Genomic DNA, 17,021 nt, shown 5'->3' on the forward strand with positions numbered 1-17,021 from the left:
GTTCCGCCGGCAGCGGTGTGACTTTCAGAAAACTTCCAGGCAGGATCCAGGCTGGTGACAGTGCCGCGGGGAAAACTAGGGTCATGACCGAGTTCGAGACCGACCCGCAGCGTCGGCCGGCTGCCACCGACGCCGAGCCGTCGCACCCCTCCGCCGAGCCGTCCCGCGCCGCGCGCGGCGAGTCCGACACCACCCCCACCACCGCCGGCACCGAGCAGGCCGGCAGCGGATCGCCGTACGCGCCGCCGCAGTCGTCGTCGCCGTACGCGCCGCCCGCGTACCCGCAGTCCTCGTACCAGCCGGGTGGCCAGGGCTACCGGCCCGGCTATCCGGCGTCCACCGGCTACCCGGGTTACCCGCAGGCGGGTCAGTACCCGTCAACCGGTCACCCTCAGCCCGGCCAGCAGCAGCCCGGCTCCGGGTGGTCCGCCGGGCAGTCCGGCCAGCACCACCCCGGCACGTCGGGTCAGCCGGGTGCCGGCACGTCGTCCGCGGGTTACCCGGGTCAGCCCGGTGCCGGCACGTCGTCCGCGGGTTACCCGGGTCAGCCGGGTGCCGGCGGCACCGGGCAGCCGGGCGTCGGTTACCCGGGCCAGCACGGTCAGCCGTCCGCCGGGTATCCCGGGTCGGCCGGTCCCGGCGGCCCGCAGCACCCCGGCCAGCACCAGCCGTGGGCTCCCGCCCCCGCGCCGCAGGCCGGCAGGGTGGCCAAGTTCGTCGGCGCCGGGGTGGCGGTCTTCGCCCTGATGCTCGGCTCCGGTGTGGCCGGCGGCGCGCTGGCCCTGGCGGTGGACGGCGACCGGGGCGGCATCACCCGCACCTACTCCGCCGCGCCGGTGATCAACAGCGCCGATCTTCCCAAGATCGCGGCGTCGGTCCAGGACAGCGTCGTCTCGATCATCACCGACAACGGTGAGGGGTCGGGCGTGATCCTCAGCTCCGACGGCTTCGTGCTGACCAACAACCACGTGGTCGCCTCCGCCTCCGGGGACGCCGTCCGGGTGGTCTTCGCCAACGGCAAGTCCGCCCCGGCCAAGATCGTCGGTACCGATCCGAAGACCGACCTCGCGGTGGTCCAGACCAGCGGCATCAGCGACCTCAAGGCGGCGAAGTTCGGCGACAGCGACGCCATGCAGGTGGGTGACCAGGTGCTCGCCCTGGGCAGCCCGCTCGGCCTCCAGGGTTCGGTGACGGCCGGCATCCTCAGCGCCCGGGACCGCACCATCCAGGCCGGCAGCGGCAACAGCCCGCAGCAGTCCCCGCAGGGCGGTGCCAGCTCGATCGCCGGCCTGCTCCAGACCGACGCCCCGATCAACCCGGGCAACTCCGGCGGCGCGCTGGTCAACACCCGGGGCGAGGTGATCGGCATCAACACCGCCATCGCCACCGCCGGGCAGGGCAGCACCGGCAACATCGGGGTCGGCTTCGCCATCCCGAGCAACAAGGCCAAGGACGTCGCCGAGAAGCTCCAACGGGGCGAGAAGATCAGCCACCCGTCCCTCGGCGTCAGCGTCAACGCGGCCGAGGACGGCGGAGCCCTGGTCGCCGCCGTCACCGGGGGCAGCGCCGCCGAGAAGGCCGGTATCCAGCGGGGCGACGTGATCACCAAGTTCGGGGACAAGGTGATCAACGACTCCAACGATCTGGTCGGCGCGGTGCAGGCCGGCAAGGTGGGCGACCGGGTCCAGGTGACCTACAAGCGAAATGGTGCCGAGGCGACGGCAACCGTAACGCTCGCCGAAACGTCATAGCCATCAGACCTGCCTCCTCCGGGGCGGCGGGCGGCGGAGCCAAGGGGGTTGGCTCCACCGCCCGCCGCCCTTCTTCCTGCCCGGGGTGCCCCACCCCGGCCGGGCGCGTTTGACCGCCGGGTCGACGGGAAATCGCCGCCGGTCCCGCTTCACCGGGACGACGGGAGGATCCGTGACCGTGACCCACCGCCTGTCGGAGCGGCCGCCGCCGGAGCGACCGTTGCGGATAGCGATGCTGGTTCCGCCGTGGCTTTCGGTGCCGCCACCCGGGTACGGCGGGCTCGAACAGGTGGTGCACGGACTGGTGGACGCGCTCGTCGGGCACGGCCACGAGGTGACCCTCTTCGGCGCCGGACGGCAGCACGGGACGGCTGCCGAGTACGTCTGGACGATCGACGAGCTGCAGTACGACCGGCTGGGCGAGTCACTGCCCGAACTGGCCCACCTGGCGCGCGTCCGGCAGTTGATCTCCGCTGCCGACTTCGACGTGATCCACGACCACACCACGATCGGGCCGCTGATCGCCGGTCGGCGCGCGGTGCCCACCGTGGCCACCGTGCACGGCAACCCGGTCGGGGAGTACGGGGCGGTGCTCGGCGACACCGACCACGGGGTGGGCCTGGTGGCGATCTCGCACGCCCAACGCCGGGCCAACCCCGGCCTGCCCTGGGTGGGCACCGTGCACAACGCCCTCGACGGCCGGGACGTGCCGGCCAAGCGGGAACCCGGTCGCGGCCCGGTGCTCTGGCTGGCCCGGTTCAGCCCGGACAAGGGTCCGGACCTGGCGATCCGGGCGTGCCGGGCGGCCGGGTTGCCGCTCACCCTGGCGGGCAAGTGCAACGAGCCCGCCGAGCGCCAGCACTTCGCCGAGGCGGTCCAGCCGATGCTGGGTGAGGACGTCAACGTGATCCTGAACGCGGACCGGGAGGCGACGCTGCGGCTGCTGGTCGACGCCCGGTGCCTGATCATGCCGATCCAGTGGGAGGAGCCCTTCGGCATGGTGATGGTGGAGGCCATGGCGACCGGCACGCCGGTGGTGGCGCTGCGCCGGGGGGCGGTGCCGGAGGTGGTGGTCGACGGGGTGACCGGGCTGATCTGTGACGGTGCCGAGGAGCTGCCGGCGGCACTGCGCGAGGTGGATCGGCTCGACCCGGCGGCCTGCGTCGCGCACGTCGCCGAGAACTTCTCCACCGAGCGGATGGCGCGCGGCTACGAGGCGATCTACCGGGCCGTGGCGCACTCGGCCCGCCGCCCCCACCACACCACCGGGTCCGTCCCGTTGCGCACCCGCTGACCGACCGCCGGGCGGCCGGAGGAGCACCCGGGCCGGTGGGCGCACTCGGGCCGGTGGGCGCACCCGGGCCGGTGGGCGCACCCGGGCCGGTGGGCGCACCCGGGCCGGCGGGCGGCCGGTGACGGCAGCGCCACGGCCGGCGGGTCGACCCGGGTGGCGTGGGGGGTCAGGTGGTGGTCGCGGCGAGGTCCCGGGCGGCGGATTCGAGCTGACGGCCGTACGTCGCGGTGATGCCGCCCTCGTCGACCCGCCGGGTGACCTTCTCCCGGAGCGCGACCGCCTGGGCGGGCACGTCCGGGCTCCCCGCGGCGGCGGCGCGGGTCAGGTTGGCCAGTACGTTGCGCAGGTCGATGCCGACGTCCTCGCGGATCTCACCGGTGCGGACCCCGTCGTCGACCAGCCGGCGCATCCGGTCGGCCGCCTCGGTCAGCCCACCGGCGCCCTGCCCGCCGTCCGGGGGCGACGTGGTGCGGGGTGGCGTGGGCGTGCCGGTGGCCCGGCGGGGCGCCGGTGGCGGGGTGGGGTCCGCCGGTGGCTGGGTGCGCGGTGGCGGCGGTTCGGTCGTCGGGCTCTCGGTGGGCCGGGCGACCGGCGGGGTGTGGGTTCCCGGCTCCAGGAGCGGGGCGAGCAGCAGGACCGCCGCGACCGTGAACACGACCAGCGCACCCACCGCCACCAGCGGCCGCCGCGACGGTGGCAACTCCGGCTCGGGGGGCGGGCCGCCGTCACCGGCACCGCCCGCGCGGCCGGTGGGCCGACCGCCGCCCACCACCCCGACACCCGCCGTCGCGTTGCCCGTGGCCCGGTCGCCGGCACCGCCGGCCCCCGCGACACCGCCGCGCCCCGCCCCGGCACCGGCTGTCGTGCCGGCACCGGAGCCGGCCGCCGGCACGGCACCGGCGTCCGCCGCGACCCGGGCGGTGGCGGTGGTCCGGGCGCCCGTGCCGGCTGCCGCGGCCCCCGGCGCGCCGGGTGGACCGGCGAGCGCCGGCAGGCTGACCGTCGGGGAGAGCATGGTGGCCGCCTGCGGGTCGCCCGGCAGCAGTTGGTCGCGGAGCGCGGTGGCGACCTGGTGCGCGGTCGGCCGTTCGTGCGGATCCCGGGCCAGGCAGCGCAGGCAGACGTCGACCACCAGCGGCGGCAGCCCCGGTACGCCGTCCAGCGACAGCGGTGTCTCGTCGGTGATCGCGGCGGCGAGCTGTTCCCAGGTCTCCGCCGGGTAGGGCGGCTGGCCGGTCAGCGTCTCGTAGAGCAGCACCCCGAGGGAGTAGACGTCGGTCGACGGCTGGGCCGGTGCGCCGTCCAACCGCTCCGGTGCCACGTACGCCGGGGTGCCGAAGGTGCCCCCGTCCTCGTCGTCGTCGGGGGTGCCGACCTGGGTGGCGATGCCGAAGTCCAGCACCTTCGCGCCGACCCGGGTCATCATGACGTTCGCCGGGGTGATGTCCCGGTGCACGATGCCCAGCCGGTGCGCCGCCGCCAGCGCCTCGGCCACCTGGGCACCCACCTCGACCGCCTCCGGCCAGGGCAGCGGCCCCTCGGAGAGCCGGTGCTCCAGCTCCTCACCGGTGAGCAGCTCCATCACCACGAACGAGGTGATCTCGCCGTCCGGGGCGAGCGCCTCGCCGTAGTCGTGCACCGCTGTCACGTGCGGGTGGACCAGTTGCGCGGCGGAACGTGCCTCCTCGCGGACCATGTCGCGGAACCGGGCGTCGGCGGCCAGCGACGGCGCGAGCACCTTGACCGCGACGACCCGGTCGAGCACCTCGTCGCGGGCCCGCCAGATCACCGACATCCCGCCGGCCCCGATCCTGTCGAGGAGCCGGTACCTGCGGGCCAGCAACCTACCGGCGTTCAGGGTTGCCATCAGTGTTCGCACCTGCCTGAGGGTCGGGGTGGTGTCAGGTTGCGGGAATGTGTCCTCACTGTCAACGGTTGTCCAGTTGCCCGGTGACCCTGTGCGACGGCGTGTGTTCCCACCGCCACGCGGCGGCGGTCCGGGTCGGCGGCCAGCGGCTGCGCCGCAGGTGCGGGCGGCGGCGTGCCAGGATGAACGGCATGAGTGGCGGTCCGGTGGCGTTCGTGCTCGGCGGCGGGGGAGTGCTCGGCGCGGTCGAGGTGGGCATGCTGCGCGCCCTCTTCCGGGCCCGGATCCGCCCCGACGTCGTGCTCGGCACCTCGATCGGCGCGGTCAACGGCGCGCTGGTCGCCGCCGACCCGTCCGAGGCGGTCACCGACCGGCTGGTCCGGCTCTGGGCCTCCCCGGAGGCGAGCGAGGTGTACGGCGACTCGGTGGCCCGGCAGCTGCGCCGGTTCGCCGCCCGTACCCACCTGCACTCGCCCCGGCCGCTGCGCAAGCTGTTGGAGGGCGAGCTGGGCGCGGACACCACATTCGCCGACCTGAAAGTCCCGTTCCGCTGCTGTGCGGCCAACATCGAGCGGGCCGCCGAGCACTGGTTCCACACCGGACCGCTGGTGCCGGCGGTGCTCGCGTCGGCCTCGGTGCCCGGTCTGCTGCCCCCGGCCCAGATCGACGGCCAGCACTACATCGACGGCGGGATCGTCAACTCGATCCCGATCGGCGAGGCGGTGGCGGTCGGCGCGACGCAGATCTTCGTCCTCCAGGTGGGGCGGATCGAGCGGGAGCTGACGCCGCCCCGACGGCCCTGGGAGATCGCCCAGGTCGCGTTCGAGATCGCCCGCCGGCACCGGTTCGCCCGGGAGCTGGCCGCGCTGCCCGAGGGGGTACGGGTGCACGTGCTGCCGACCGGTGGGCTGGAGCCGCGCGACGACAGCCCCTGGGCGTACCGGGACATGGCGGCCGTGGGGCGGCGGATCAGCCGCGCCTACACCGCGTCCCGGGCGTACCTGGCGACGCTGGACCGTTGATGCCGTTGCCCCCACGCTGGGTACGCCGGCTGCTGTTCGCCCCCGCTGTGGTCCTGCTCGCGGTCACGGTGCTGACCACCGTGCCGGTGTGGGCGCTGCTCGCGCTCGCCGTGTCGCCGTTCGTGCCGGGCCGGCTGCGCCCGCTGCGGCTGCTCTGGATCGGCTGCGTCTACCTGGTCTGGGATGCCGCCGCGCTGGTCGCGCTCTTCGTGCTCTGGCTGGCCTCCGGGTTCGGCCGGTGGAAGCGGTCGCCGGCCTTCCAACGGGCGCACTACGTGCTCGCCGGCTGGTTCCTCCGGGCGCTGTTCTGGCAGGCCCGTTGGACGCTGCGGCTGAGCATCGACGTGGTCGGCACCGACCCGGACACCGCGCTGCCCGGCCGGCCGGAGCTGGTGCTCTGCCGGCACGCCGGCCCGGGTGACTCGTTCATCCTGATCCACTCGCTGGTCAACTGGTTCCAGCGGGAGCCCCGGATCGTGCTCAAGGAGGCACTCCAGTGGGATCCGGCGATCGACGTCCTGCTCAACCGGCTGCCCAACCGCTTCATCGCCGCCGGTGACGGTCGGGATGCGGCGGTCCGGCAGATCGGCCACCTCGCCACCGGCCTGGACGACGACGACGCCTTCGTGATCTTCCCGGAGGGCGGCAACTTCACCCCCGGCCGGCGGGTACGGGCCATCGACCGGCTCCGCGCGCTCGGCCTGGAGCGGATGGCGGTGCGCGCCGAGCGGATGCAGCACGTGCTCGCCCCGCAGCCCGGCGGGGTGCTCGCCGCCCTGGACGCCGCCCCCGAGGCCGGGGTGATCTTCGTGGCGCACACCGGTCTGGACCGGATGCTCACCGTCGCCGACGTCTGGCGCGAGCTGCCGATGGACAAACGGATCGTGATGCGCTTCTGGTCGGTGCCGCCGGAGGACGTCCCGACCGGCCGGCAGGAGCGCATCGACTGGCTCTTCGACTGGTGGGACCGGATCGACAGGTGGATCGCCGCCAACCGGGACGGGGTGACCACCGGATGAACGTAGCGTCACGGTCAACCGGTTCGACGCCAATCCCACGTAGGGTGCGCAGGTGGACCAGATCTGCGTGGTGACGACGGTGGTGGACTCGCGCTCCGTCGCGGACCTCATGGCGGCCGCCGCGGTGGCCGGGCGACTGGCCGCCTGTGCGCAGGTCGGCGGCCAGGTCGACAGCACGTACTGGTGGCGGGCCGGGGTGGAGACCAGCACCGAGTGGTCGGTGCAGTTCAAGACCGCCCCCGACCGGGCCACGGCGCTGGTCGGCCAGATCCGCGCCAACCATCCGTACGAGGTGCCCGAGATCCTGGTCACCCGGGTGGAGAGCGGCGACCCGGCGTACGCGCTCTGGGTGCACGAGAACACCCGTACCTAGGTACGGGCACTCTGGCCTGCGGTTGCGGCCCACCGGCAGGATGGCCGCGTGGAGAACACCGGTTACCCCTGCCCCCGCTGCGGTGCGCCCGCCGAGCTGACCCGGGGGTGTGCCCGCTGCGGGCTCGGGCCGTACCCGCCCGCCGCCGAGGTGGTCCGGTTGGACCGGGAGATCGTCACCCTCGGCCGTGAGGTCGAGCGCGCCCGGGAGGCGTACCAGGGGCTCGGCACGCGGCTGCTCGCGGCGCAGCGCCGCCGGGCGGAACTGGCGGCCGGCATCCGCCGCGAGATCCCCGCCCCGACCCCGGTCGGCGCGGCTGCCCGCCCGGCCGTGCCGACCACCCAGACTGCCCACCCCGCCGGGCCGGCCGCGCACCCCGCCTATCCGGTGCCGTCGGTGCGTCGGGCCGGGAGTGGCGCGGCCGGTGGGACCGTGCCGCCGGCCGGGTTCGGAGCCCCGCCCGCGGCGGGGGAGACGCCGGGTCGGCCGGAGGCCTCGACCCGGACGATCCAGTGGCTGCTGTTCGTCCTCGGTGGCCTCCTGCTCGGTACGGCGGCGGTGGTCTTCACCGCGGTCGCCTGGGCGGCGGTGGGGGTGGGCGGACGGGCGCTGATCCTGGCCGCGTTCACCGTCCTCGCCCTGGCGCTGCCGCTGGTGGCGAGGTGGCGTGGCCTGCGCGGCACCGCCGAGACGTTCGCCGCGGTGGGTCTGCTGCTGGTGGTCCTCGACGGGTACGCCGCCTGGTCGGTGAACCTGCTGGGCACCGCCGACTGGCCGGGCACCCGCTACGCCGCCCTGGTCGGCGGGGTCAGCGCGGCGGTCGCCGCCGGATACGCCCTGCTCAGCCGGCTCACCGTGCCGTGGTTCGCGGCGTTGCTCGTGGTCCAGCCGGTGCTGCCGCTGGCGGCGGCCCAGGCCCGGCCCGGTGCCACCGGCTGGACGCTGGTGTTCCTCGGGGTGGCGCTGCTCGACCTCGCGGTGGTGGCCGCGCTGCGCCGCCGCTCGCCGGTGCCCGCCGCGGCGGGCACGGGGGGAGAGGTGGTGGTGCCCGCCGGGGGGTCGGGCACCACCACCGCCCCGGGGGCCGGCGGAGCGGTGGGAGCGGTGGCCGGTGGGGGACCGGCCGTCGGTGGGGAACCAGCCGTCGGGCCGGCCGGGTCCACCGCCGCGCTCGCCGGCCGGGTGCTCGGCTGGCTCGGCTTCGGCGCGGCGGTGACGGTCGCCGCGAGTTGCGCGCTGGTGCCGCTGGCGCTGGGCCGGGCCGGCGGCCAGCCGCTCCTCGCCGGCCTGCCGCTGCTCCTCGTCGGTCTGGTCCTGGCCGGCGCGGCACGGGTCGCCGGTGCCCGGGTGTTCCAGCAGATCACCGCCGGCTTGCTGGTGCCGTTGCTGGCGGTCGCGCTGCTGCGGCCGGTGGGTGAGCTGCGGGCCGGGTTCCTACTGCTCGCCGTGGGCCTGGTGGCGGCCGTCCTGGCCGGTGCCGTCCGGATGCTGCCGCAGCGGCACCGCAGCGGTCCCCGGATCGGCGCGCTGCTGGTCGCGGCCGGGGCGGCCCAGGTCGTCGTGCTCGCCACCGGGGGCGTCGCGGCGCTCGCGGTGGACCGGTCGCTGCCCGCGTGGCGGGGTGCCGCAGCCGGCCCCGACCTGGCCTGGGGCTGGCAGCTCCCGTTCGCCGTGCTGCTCACCGTCACCGCCGGGATCCTGCTGCTGCCGAGGGCGGCCCGTCCGGTGACCGTGTTGCTGGGGGTGGCGGTCACCGCCATGGCGTTGCCGGCGGTGACGGTCACCCCGTGGCCGGCGACCCTCGCGGTCGACCTGGCCGTCGGTGCGGCGCTGCTGCCGGTCGCGGTGCTGCGCGGCCGGCGTACCGCGACCGTGCTGGTCGGTGCCGGAGGCGCGGCGGCGCTGCTCGGGCACGGGCTGCTGGTGGCGGCGGCCGACCCGGTGGGGCTGCTGGTGGCGCTCGGGGTGGTGCTGGTCGTCGGGCTGGCGGTGGCGCTGCCCGGCCGCCCGGTGAACGCCGCCGCGCGCCGGGTCGCCGGGCTCGCGCTGGCGGTCGGGCTGCTCACCGTGCCGGCCGGTGCGGCGGTTGCGCTGCGGGCCGCCGGGTCACCGCCGTGGTGGCAGCTGCGGGCCGGGCTCGTCGCCGCCGTGCTGCTGCTGGTCCCGCTGCTCGCGCTGCGTCGCCGCCGACCCGACCTCGACGGGTACGCCGGCACCGCGCTCGCCCTGGCGCTCGCCGCCGTGGTGCTGCCGACGGCCGTTCCCGGTGGGGAGCCGGTGGCGCTCTACGCCGCTCTGGCGCTGGTCGCGGTGGCGCTGGCCGACCGGGGTACCGAGCCGGTGACCCCGGGGCGGGTGGTCGGCGTCGGGCTGGCCGGGTGCGCCGTGCTCGCCGCCGCCCCGGTGACCCTGACCGCGCTGTTCGCCCCCTACGGTGGGCCGGTCCGCCCGTGGGCGGGGGCGCCGACGGGGGACGGACCGGCCGCCGCCCCGGTGGTCGGGGTGGCGCTGCTGGTCCTCGCCCTCACCGCCGCGCTGGTCACCCACCGGAACACCGGTGGCCGGTCCGGTCCGGCCGTCGCCACGCTGCCGTTCGCGGCGGCGGCGCTGCCGGTACTGCTGCTCGGCACGCCCGTCGGCTGGCCGCTGGTGCCGGCGGTGGCGCTGCTCGTCGGGGTCGCCGCCCTGCTCACCGCCGCGCTCGGCGGCCCGGGTACGCCGGTGACCACCCCGGTCGGTCTGCTGTGGACCGCCGCCGGTCTGCTCGGGCTGTTCGCCACCCGGGCCGGCACGCTGGCCGGGCTGGCCCTGCTGGTGACCGCGGCGGCCGTCGTCGGCGCGGTCGGCCGGTGGGCCGGGGTGCGGCTGCTCGGCTGCCTGACCACTGTCGCGGCGGCCACCTGCTTCGCGCTCACCGCGACGCTGGCCGCCGGCCTGCCCCTGCGGACGGCCGGTCTCCCGGTGCTCGGGGTGGCGGTGGCGGTGCTCCTCGGCGCCCCTCTGCTGACCCGGCGCGGGCCGCTGACCGTACGGGCGTTGGAGGCGGCGGCGCAGGCGGTGGCCGTGCTCGCCCTGCTGCTCACCATCGGCGCGATCCGGCACGCGGCGGTGATCTGCGTGCTCTGGGGGGCCGCCGCCGCGCTGCGGGTGCTGTACCCGGGCCAGTCGACCGGCGGCCGGTGGGTCATGGGTGCGGTGGCCGGTGGCAGTGAGCTGCTCGGGGCGTGGCTGCTGCTGGTCAGCGGCGAGGTGGTGCTGCTGGAGGCGTACACCCTGCCGGCGGCCGGGTTGACGCTGGTCGCCGGCCTGCTGGCGCTGCGTGCCCGACCCGGGTTGACCAGCTGGCTCGCGCTCGGCCCCGCGCTCGCCGCCGGTCTGCTGCCCAGCCTGGTGTCGGTGCTGGTGGCCCCGGACCCGCAGCCCTGGCGGCGGCTGCTGCTCGGCGCGGCGGCCCTGGGGGTGGTGCTGGTCGGGGCGGTGCGGCGCTGGCAGGCCCCGGTGGTGCTGGGCGGCGGCAGCCTCGTCCTGCTCGCGCTGCACGAGCTGGTCCGGGGCTGGGACCTGCTGCCCCGCTGGATCTACCTGGCCGTCGGCGGGCTGACGCTGATCACCCTCGCGGCCACCTACGAGCGACGTCGGCGCGACGTGACCCGGCTGCGGGCGGCGGTGGGCCGGATGAGTTGACCCGGCCACCGGTAGGGTCGTGCCAAGGCAGCGCCTGCCCACCGCCGAGCCGGCGCGGGCGCTGGTCGGGCCGGCGGTGGCGGCCCGGCAGAGCGACGAGATCCCCCGGAGCGCGCGATGAGATTCGAGATCAGCAAGGTGCTGGACGCCATCGAGGGGCGGGTCTGCACCGACCCGTCCCTGGCCCGAGCCGTCCTGGACCTGGCCGAGGTGATCCGCTACCAGGACCTCGACGGGGGCCGTCCGGCGAGCCTGCTGCGGCTCGGCATGGTGATCGACGCGCTCTCCCGCGAGCTGGCCGAGGACAGCGTCCCGGTCTACGCGGTCGTGCACCGGGCGCTGCTCTCCGACGCCGACCTCACCTCCAACGAGCGGATGGTGGTCCGTCGCTGGGCCGACGACGGCCTGGTCGAGGTGCTCGACAACCCCGGTGACCGGATGCTGGAGGTGGCCGACCTGCTCGGTCTCCCGGTCGTCAGCCGGGTCCGGTGGGACGGCCTGCGCGGTCGGTTCCCGTGGCTGGTGGAGCAGCCGGGGCGGGTGGTCGCCCCGGTGCCCGGTGCCGGCGGTCCGGCCTTCGTCGCCCACGTCGGCGGCGGGCACACCCCGGTCGAGGGCGACCGCTCCCCGACCGGCGGGCAGTTGCTGGCCCGGCAGTGGCGCTGCCCCGAGCCGGGGTGCGCGCTGTTCGGCGGCGGCGGTGGCGGTGGCGCGTTCGCCGACCTGGCCCGGGTGGACCGCGCCCCGGCCGGTCAGCCGCCGCCGGCCCTGCGCAACGGTGTGCCGACCTGCCCCCGGCACGGGGTCCGGCTCTCCGACGCCGGCCCCCGGCCGCGCAGCGAGGTGCTGGCGATCCGGATCGGCGGCCTGATCCGCCGCCGCTTCGTGCTGACCGAGGACCAGCCGGTGACGGTCGGCCGGGCACCCGAGGAGTCCGGCGGCGTGATGCTCGGCCAGTGGCTCAACGACGAGGCGCGACGCTGGATCAGCCGGGCCCACGTCCGGTTCGAGCTGCGGGTCGGCGAGGTGATCGTCACCGACGTCAGCACCAACGGCTCCGGCATCCGGCCGAACGGCTCGATGACCGAGGCGGAGCGGGTCGCGTTGGCCCCGAAGCAGTCCCGGGTGCTCGGCGGCGCGGACATGGTGGAGCTTTATCCCGGGGTGCAGATCGGCCGGGCCCGCGAACTGCCCACCGGCGCGGCGTTCACCCCGACGTCGGTGATGGCCGAGGCCCCCACCATGGCGATGCGGCTGCCGCGTAACTGACCGGCACCGCTGCCGGGGGTGCGCCCCCGGCACGTGTCCGGAGCCCCGCCACCGTCACCGCCCCTGCCCGTCGGGCGGCGGCGTCCCACCGGGCGCGGGTCCAGTAGGGGTAACACCACCCCGGAATCGGGGGCTGACAGGATTGTCCGACGCGGTCGATGTGGCGAGGATTGGTCACGGAGGGTGGCACACCGAGTGCTTCCCGCGTACCGGAGGGCGACATCAGATGAGTTCTTCGACGTTGGCAGCGTCGACCGCCCGGCGGGGCAGCGACTACGCGCGCCTGTCCCGCCGGGTCGCCGAGGCGGGGCTGTTGGATCGGCGTCCCAGCCGGTACGCGGTCCGCATCGTCGGAACCCTGGGCGCTTTCCTGGCCGGCTGGGTCCTGGTGGCAATGGTCGGCGATTCGTGGTGGCAGCTGGCGACGGCGGTCGTGATGGCGGTGGCCACCACCCAGGTGGCGTTCCTCGGCCACGACGCCGGGCACCGGCAGATGTTCCGCCGCCGCGGTCCCAGCGAGGCGGCCGGCCTGATCGCCGGCAATCTCGCCGTGGGCCTCAGCTACGGCTGGTGGGTGGACAAGCACAACCGGCACCACGCCAACCCGAACCACGCCGACGACGATCCGGACGTCGGCGCAGGCGTGCTGGTCTGGACGGACGAACAGGTGATGGCGACCCGGGGCCTCGGCCGGTGGATGGCCCGCCGGCAGGCATGGCTGTTCTTCCCGCTGCTCCTGCTGGAGGGGCTGGCGCTGCACGTGGCGAGCATCCGGGCGCTGACCGACCGCGGGCCGGACGGTAGCTGGCGGGTGCCGATGCGGCACCGGGTCGTGGAGGCGCTGCTGCTGGTGGTGCACACCGTCGGCTACGTCGGCCTGCTGCTGGCGGTGATGTCACCGGGGAAGGCGCTGGTCTTCGCCACCATCCACCAGGCGCTCTGGGGGCTCTACATGGGGTGCGCGTTCGCCCCCAACCACAAGGGCATGCTGATGCCGACCGACGAGGACGACCTCGACTACCTGCGCAAGCAGGTGCTGACGTCGCGCAACGTGGCGGGCGGCCGGCTCGTCGACCTGGCACTGGGCGGCCTCAACTACCAGATCGAGCACCACCTGTTCCCGAACATGCCCCGGGGCAACCTGCGCCGGGCCCGGCCGCTGGTCCAGGCGTACTGCGCCGAGCAGGGCATCCCGTACGCGGAGACCGGGCTGATCGACTCGTACCGGCAGGGGCTGGCGCACCTGCACGCCGTGGGGCGACCGCTGCGCGAGGGCTGAGCCCGGGGACGTCGGCGGAAGGGCGCCGGGACCACCGCGGTCCCGGCGCCCCTCCCGTGGTACGGGGTCAGCCGGCCAGCACCGCGGCGAGCTGCGCCACCGCGTGGTCGATCTCGTCGGCGGTGATCACCAGCGGCGGGGCCAGCCGGATGGTCGAGCCGTGGGTGTCCTTGGCGAGCACCCCCCGCTCCATCAGCCGCTCACAGGCCTGCCGGCCGGTCATCAACGCCGGGTCGATGTCCACCCCGGCCCACAGCCCGCGTACCCGCACCGCCACCAGACCCTTGCCGAGCAGCCCTTCCAGCCCGGCCCGCAACCGTTCCCCCAGCTCGGCGGAGCGGCGCTGGAACTCGCCGGTGGCCAGCAGCCGGACCACCCCGGTGCCGACCGCGCAGGCGAGCGGGTTGCCGCCGAACGTGGAGCCGTGCTGGCCCGGCTTGAGCACGCCGAGCACGTCGGCGTCCGCGGCCACCGCGGAGACCGGCACGATGCCGCCGCCGAGCGCCTTGCCCAGCAGGTACATGTCCGGCACGACGCCCTCGTGGTCGCAGGCGAAGGTACGCCCGGTGCGGCCCAGGCCGGACTGGATCTCGTCGGCGACGAACAGCACGTTCCGCTCGGTGCAGACCCGGCGTACGCCCGGCAGGTAGCCCTCCGGCGGCAGCACGACCCCCTGCTCGCCCTGGATCGGCTCCAGCAGCACGGCGACGGTGTTCCCGTCGATCGCCGCCTCCAGCGCCGCCAGGTCCCCGTAGGGGACCACGGTGAACCCGGGGGTGTACGGCCCGAAGTCGGCGCGGGCGTCCTCATCGGTGGAGAAGCTGACGACGGTGGTGGTCCGACCGTGGAAGTTACCCTCGGCGACGATGATGTTCGCCCGCCCCGGGGCGACCCCCTTGACCTGGTAGCCCCACTTGCGGGCCACCTTGATGCCGGTCTCCACCGCCTCGGCGCCGGTGTTCATCGGCAGCACCAGCTCCTTGCCGCAGAGCGTGGCCAGCTCCCGGCAGAAGTCGGCGAACTGGTCGTGGATGAACGCCCGGCTGGTCAGGGTGAGCCGGTCGAGCTGCTCGTGGGCGGCCCGGATCAGTTCCGGGTGCCGGTGGCCGAAGTTCAGCGCCGAGTAGCCGGCGAGGCAGTCCAGGTAGCGGCGGCCGTCGACGTCGGTGAGCCAGGAGCCCTCGGCGGAGGAGATCACCACCGGCAGCGGGTGGTAGTTGTGCGCGGTGTACCGCTCCGCGTCCCGGACGGCGGACGGGGTCCGCAGCATGTCGTCGATCACTGGCTCGCCTTTCCCTGACGGAGTCGCAACGTGCAGCACTTCGGTCCGCCGCCGGCCTTGCGCAGCTCGGACAGGTCGACACCGATGGTCTGGTAGCCCCGGTCGCGCAGCTGCGCGGCCAGCCCGGTGGCCTGCGCGGGCAGCACCACGTGCCGGCCGTCGCCGACCGCGTTGAGGCCCAGCACCTCGGCGTCGGCCATGTTGGCGTGGACCGCGTCCGGGAACAGCCGACGCAGCACCGCGCGGCTGCCGGGGGAGAACGCCTCCGGCAGGTACGCCACGGTCCGCTCGTCGAGCACGGTCAGCGCGGTGTCCAGGTGGTAGAAGCGCGGGTCGACCAGTTGCAGGGTGATCACCGGATAGCCGAAGACCTCCTGCAGTTGGGCGTGCGAGGCGTGCGCGGTGCGGAACCCGGTGCCGGCGAGCAGGCGGTCGCCGACCAGCAGCACGTCGCCCTCGCCCTCGTTGACGTGCTTCGGGTCGTACACCTCGAAGCCGGCGGCCTCGAACCAGGCCCGGTAGGCGGGGGCCTCGTCGGCGCGCTGCGGGTCGCGGAACTGCACCGCCATCGCCCGGTCCCCGATGACCGTGCCGCCGTTGGCGGCGAAGACCATGTCCGGCAGGCCGGCGACCGGGTCGATCAGCTCGACGGTGTGGCCGAGGTCGAGGTAGGTGCGGCGGAGCTGCTCCCACTGCCGGACCGCCAGCGCGGTGTCGACCGGCGCGGTCGGGTCCATCCACGGGTTGATGGCGTAGTCGACGGCGAAGTACGTCGGCCGGCACATCAGGAAGCGCTGGCTGGTGGCGTCCATCGGCATTGTCCTGCTCCCGGGTTCGGGCGCGCCCGGCCTCCGTGGCCCACGGGCTGGCGCCGTGGCTCAACGGTATGCGGGCCGGGGGTACGACAACCACCGCCGACACTTGCGTCCGGCGGTGGTTCGTTGCGTCTGGGCGGTCACTGGTGGCGATCCGTTGCGTGGAGCACGCGCGAAGGGGCCGCCACCCCGGCGGAGGTGACGGCCCCTGTACGCATCGGTGGCGGCGAACCGCTGCCCCCGAACGAGTGGGTGCCCGGCTGGTGAACCACCAGACTGGTCGGGCGGTGCCGGCGAGCCGGCTGGTCCAACATCGCCGGCGAACCGCCGGCGAGATCAAATGTGCCCTCAGAACCGGTCCACAAACTGTGAGTCAAGCCACTCGCGGAACCGGGCCACCCAGTCGCCGTCCGTGGTCGGCCAGTCGAACTGCCCGGTGAAGGCGAGCACCCCCAGCACCACCGCGGTCAGGCCGACCAGCACGCCGAGCAGCGCGTCCGTGGTGCCGGCCACGTGCCGCCGCCGGGTCGCGACCAGGCCCAGCACCGCGAAGACCGCACCGAGCGCGCCGAGCGCGATGCCGTACCCGGCCAGGGTGCCGGTGAGCACGAACGCCGCACCCACCACCGAGACGACCAGGCCGAGGGTGGCGAGCAGGCTGGTCCGCGCCTTCGGACCGGCCGCCACCGGGGGCTCCGGGCGGGCCTCGTCGGCGGCCACCCGGTCCCGGTCGGCGGGGCGGGCGGCGACAACGGCCGGTGCAACGACACCGGCGGGTGCGGCGGGCGTCGTCCGGTCCCGGTCGGTCAGGCGGTCGGCGTCCACCGGGCGCGGTGCGGTCCGGACCGGAGCGGTGTCGGCGACCCGGATCGGGTCGGTCGGCGTACGCGGCTCGTCGTCGACGGGTGCGGGCCGGGTGGCAGCGGCGGCGCTACGGGTGCCGTCGACGGCGCTGCGGGCGGTCGCCGCCCGCGCCAGCGCGGCGCGCTCCGCCGCCCGCTGCTCCGCGTCGCCGTCGCGCTGGCCGTCGGTGCGTCGCGCCACGTCGGCGTCGCGCTGGCCGTCGGCGGCCGGCGACCCGCTGCGGTACGTCGTCCGGTCGCCGTCCCGGTCCGTCACCACCGGCTGGCCGTCGCGCGCGTCGACCACCCCGTCACCGTTGCTGTCCTGCGCCGTACGACGCCGCAGGAGCGAAGGAACGTTCACCACCACACCTCCTTGTCGATGCGTGCAGCCCTCGGAAGGGTCGGTGGCCGCCACGCGGGAACGACCGGTATGTACCCCGTGCGCCGATCGACCACACGCCGACCATCGGGGGTGGTCGGCCGTGGTGGTGTGAGCCCGGTGGCCGGCGACCTCGACCGGC

General features: G+C 75.3%; 12 protein-coding genes. 8 read left to right on the forward strand and 4 right to left on the reverse strand.

What is annotated here, in order from left to right; genetic code table 11:
- Window positions 1-83 precede the first annotated feature (83 nt).
- Both GA0070623_RS23585 and GA0070623_RS23590 read left to right on the forward strand, forming a co-directional pair.
- A complete protein-coding gene (locus GA0070623_RS23585) occupies window positions 84-1,751 on the forward strand; it encodes a S1C family serine protease (RefSeq protein ID WP_067312659.1) in 1,668 nt (555 codons plus the stop codon).
- Between the two features lie 232 nt (window positions 1,752-1,983).
- Window positions 1,984-3,045: a glycosyltransferase family 4 protein gene (locus GA0070623_RS23590; protein WP_089004167.1), complete on the forward strand. Its 1,062-nt coding sequence runs from the start codon at window positions 1,984-1,986 to the stop codon at window positions 3,043-3,045.
- A 166-nt stretch (window positions 3,046-3,211) separates the two neighbouring features.
- Here the strand turns inward: GA0070623_RS23590 and GA0070623_RS31155 are convergent, their stop codons facing one another.
- A complete protein-coding gene (locus GA0070623_RS31155; protein ID WP_231932531.1) occupies window positions 3,212-4,912 on the reverse strand; it encodes a serine/threonine-protein kinase in 1,701 nt (566 codons plus the stop codon).
- A 191-nt stretch (window positions 4,913-5,103) separates the two neighbouring features.
- Between GA0070623_RS31155 and GA0070623_RS23605 the strand changes: the two genes are divergently transcribed.
- The 6 genes from GA0070623_RS23605 to GA0070623_RS23630 all read left to right on the forward strand — a co-directional run bounded on the left by GA0070623_RS23605 (window position 5,104) and on the right by GA0070623_RS23630 (window position 13,558).
- Window positions 5,104-5,934 carry a patatin-like phospholipase family protein gene (locus GA0070623_RS23605; RefSeq protein ID WP_067313969.1) on the forward strand — a complete coding sequence of 277 codons (831 nt, stop codon included), beginning with the start codon at window positions 5,104-5,106 and terminating at the stop codon, window positions 5,932-5,934.
- Window positions 5,934-6,953 carry a 1-acyl-sn-glycerol-3-phosphate acyltransferase gene (locus GA0070623_RS23610; protein ID WP_067313971.1) on the forward strand — a complete coding sequence of 340 codons (1,020 nt, stop codon included), beginning with the start codon at window positions 5,934-5,936 and terminating at the stop codon, window positions 6,951-6,953. The genes GA0070623_RS23605 and GA0070623_RS23610 overlap by 1 nt, the downstream gene beginning before the upstream one ends.
- A gap of 52 nt (window positions 6,954-7,005) precedes the next feature.
- Window positions 7,006-7,326, forward strand: coding sequence for a divalent-cation tolerance protein CutA (gene cutA, locus GA0070623_RS23615; protein WP_067313973.1), 321 nt, complete (start codon window positions 7,006-7,008; stop codon window positions 7,324-7,326).
- Window positions 7,327-7,374: 48 nt separating this feature from the next.
- Complete coding sequence (locus GA0070623_RS23620; protein ID WP_067313975.1) at window positions 7,375-11,010, forward strand: SCO7613 C-terminal domain-containing membrane protein; 3,636 nt, start codon at window positions 7,375-7,377, stop codon at window positions 11,008-11,010.
- A gap of 117 nt (window positions 11,011-11,127) precedes the next feature.
- Window positions 11,128-12,279 (forward strand): FHA domain-containing protein, encoded by a 1,152-nt coding sequence (locus GA0070623_RS23625; protein WP_067313977.1) that lies wholly within the window; start codon window positions 11,128-11,130, stop codon window positions 12,277-12,279.
- Window positions 12,280-12,505: 226 nt separating this feature from the next.
- On the forward strand, window positions 12,506-13,558 hold the full coding sequence (locus GA0070623_RS23630; protein WP_067313978.1) for a fatty acid desaturase family protein: 1,053 nt from the start codon (window positions 12,506-12,508) through the stop codon (window positions 13,556-13,558).
- A gap of 67 nt (window positions 13,559-13,625) precedes the next feature.
- Here the strand turns inward: GA0070623_RS23630 and rocD are convergent, their stop codons facing one another.
- From rocD to GA0070623_RS23645, 3 genes are all read right to left on the reverse strand, one after another.
- The gene (gene rocD, locus GA0070623_RS23635; protein WP_172898453.1) at window positions 13,626-14,840 is read right to left on the reverse strand and encodes an ornithine--oxo-acid transaminase; all 1,215 of its coding nucleotides are present in this window, start codon (window positions 14,838-14,840) and stop codon (window positions 13,626-13,628) included.
- The gene (ddaH, locus tag GA0070623_RS23640; protein WP_172898454.1) at window positions 14,837-15,652 is read right to left on the reverse strand and encodes a dimethylargininase; all 816 of its coding nucleotides are present in this window, start codon (window positions 15,650-15,652) and stop codon (window positions 14,837-14,839) included. The genes rocD and ddaH overlap by 4 nt, the downstream gene beginning before the upstream one ends.
- A gap of 351 nt (window positions 15,653-16,003) precedes the next feature.
- Entirely contained in the window at window positions 16,004-16,864 is an 861-nt protein-coding gene (locus GA0070623_RS23645; protein WP_089004359.1) for a DMT family transporter, read from the reverse strand.
- Window positions 16,865-17,021 lie beyond the last annotated feature (157 nt).

Origin of the sequence: Micromonospora rifamycinica, assembly GCF_900090265.1 — a bacterium.
Lineage (GTDB): Bacteria > Actinomycetota > Actinomycetes > Mycobacteriales > Micromonosporaceae > Micromonospora > Micromonospora rifamycinica.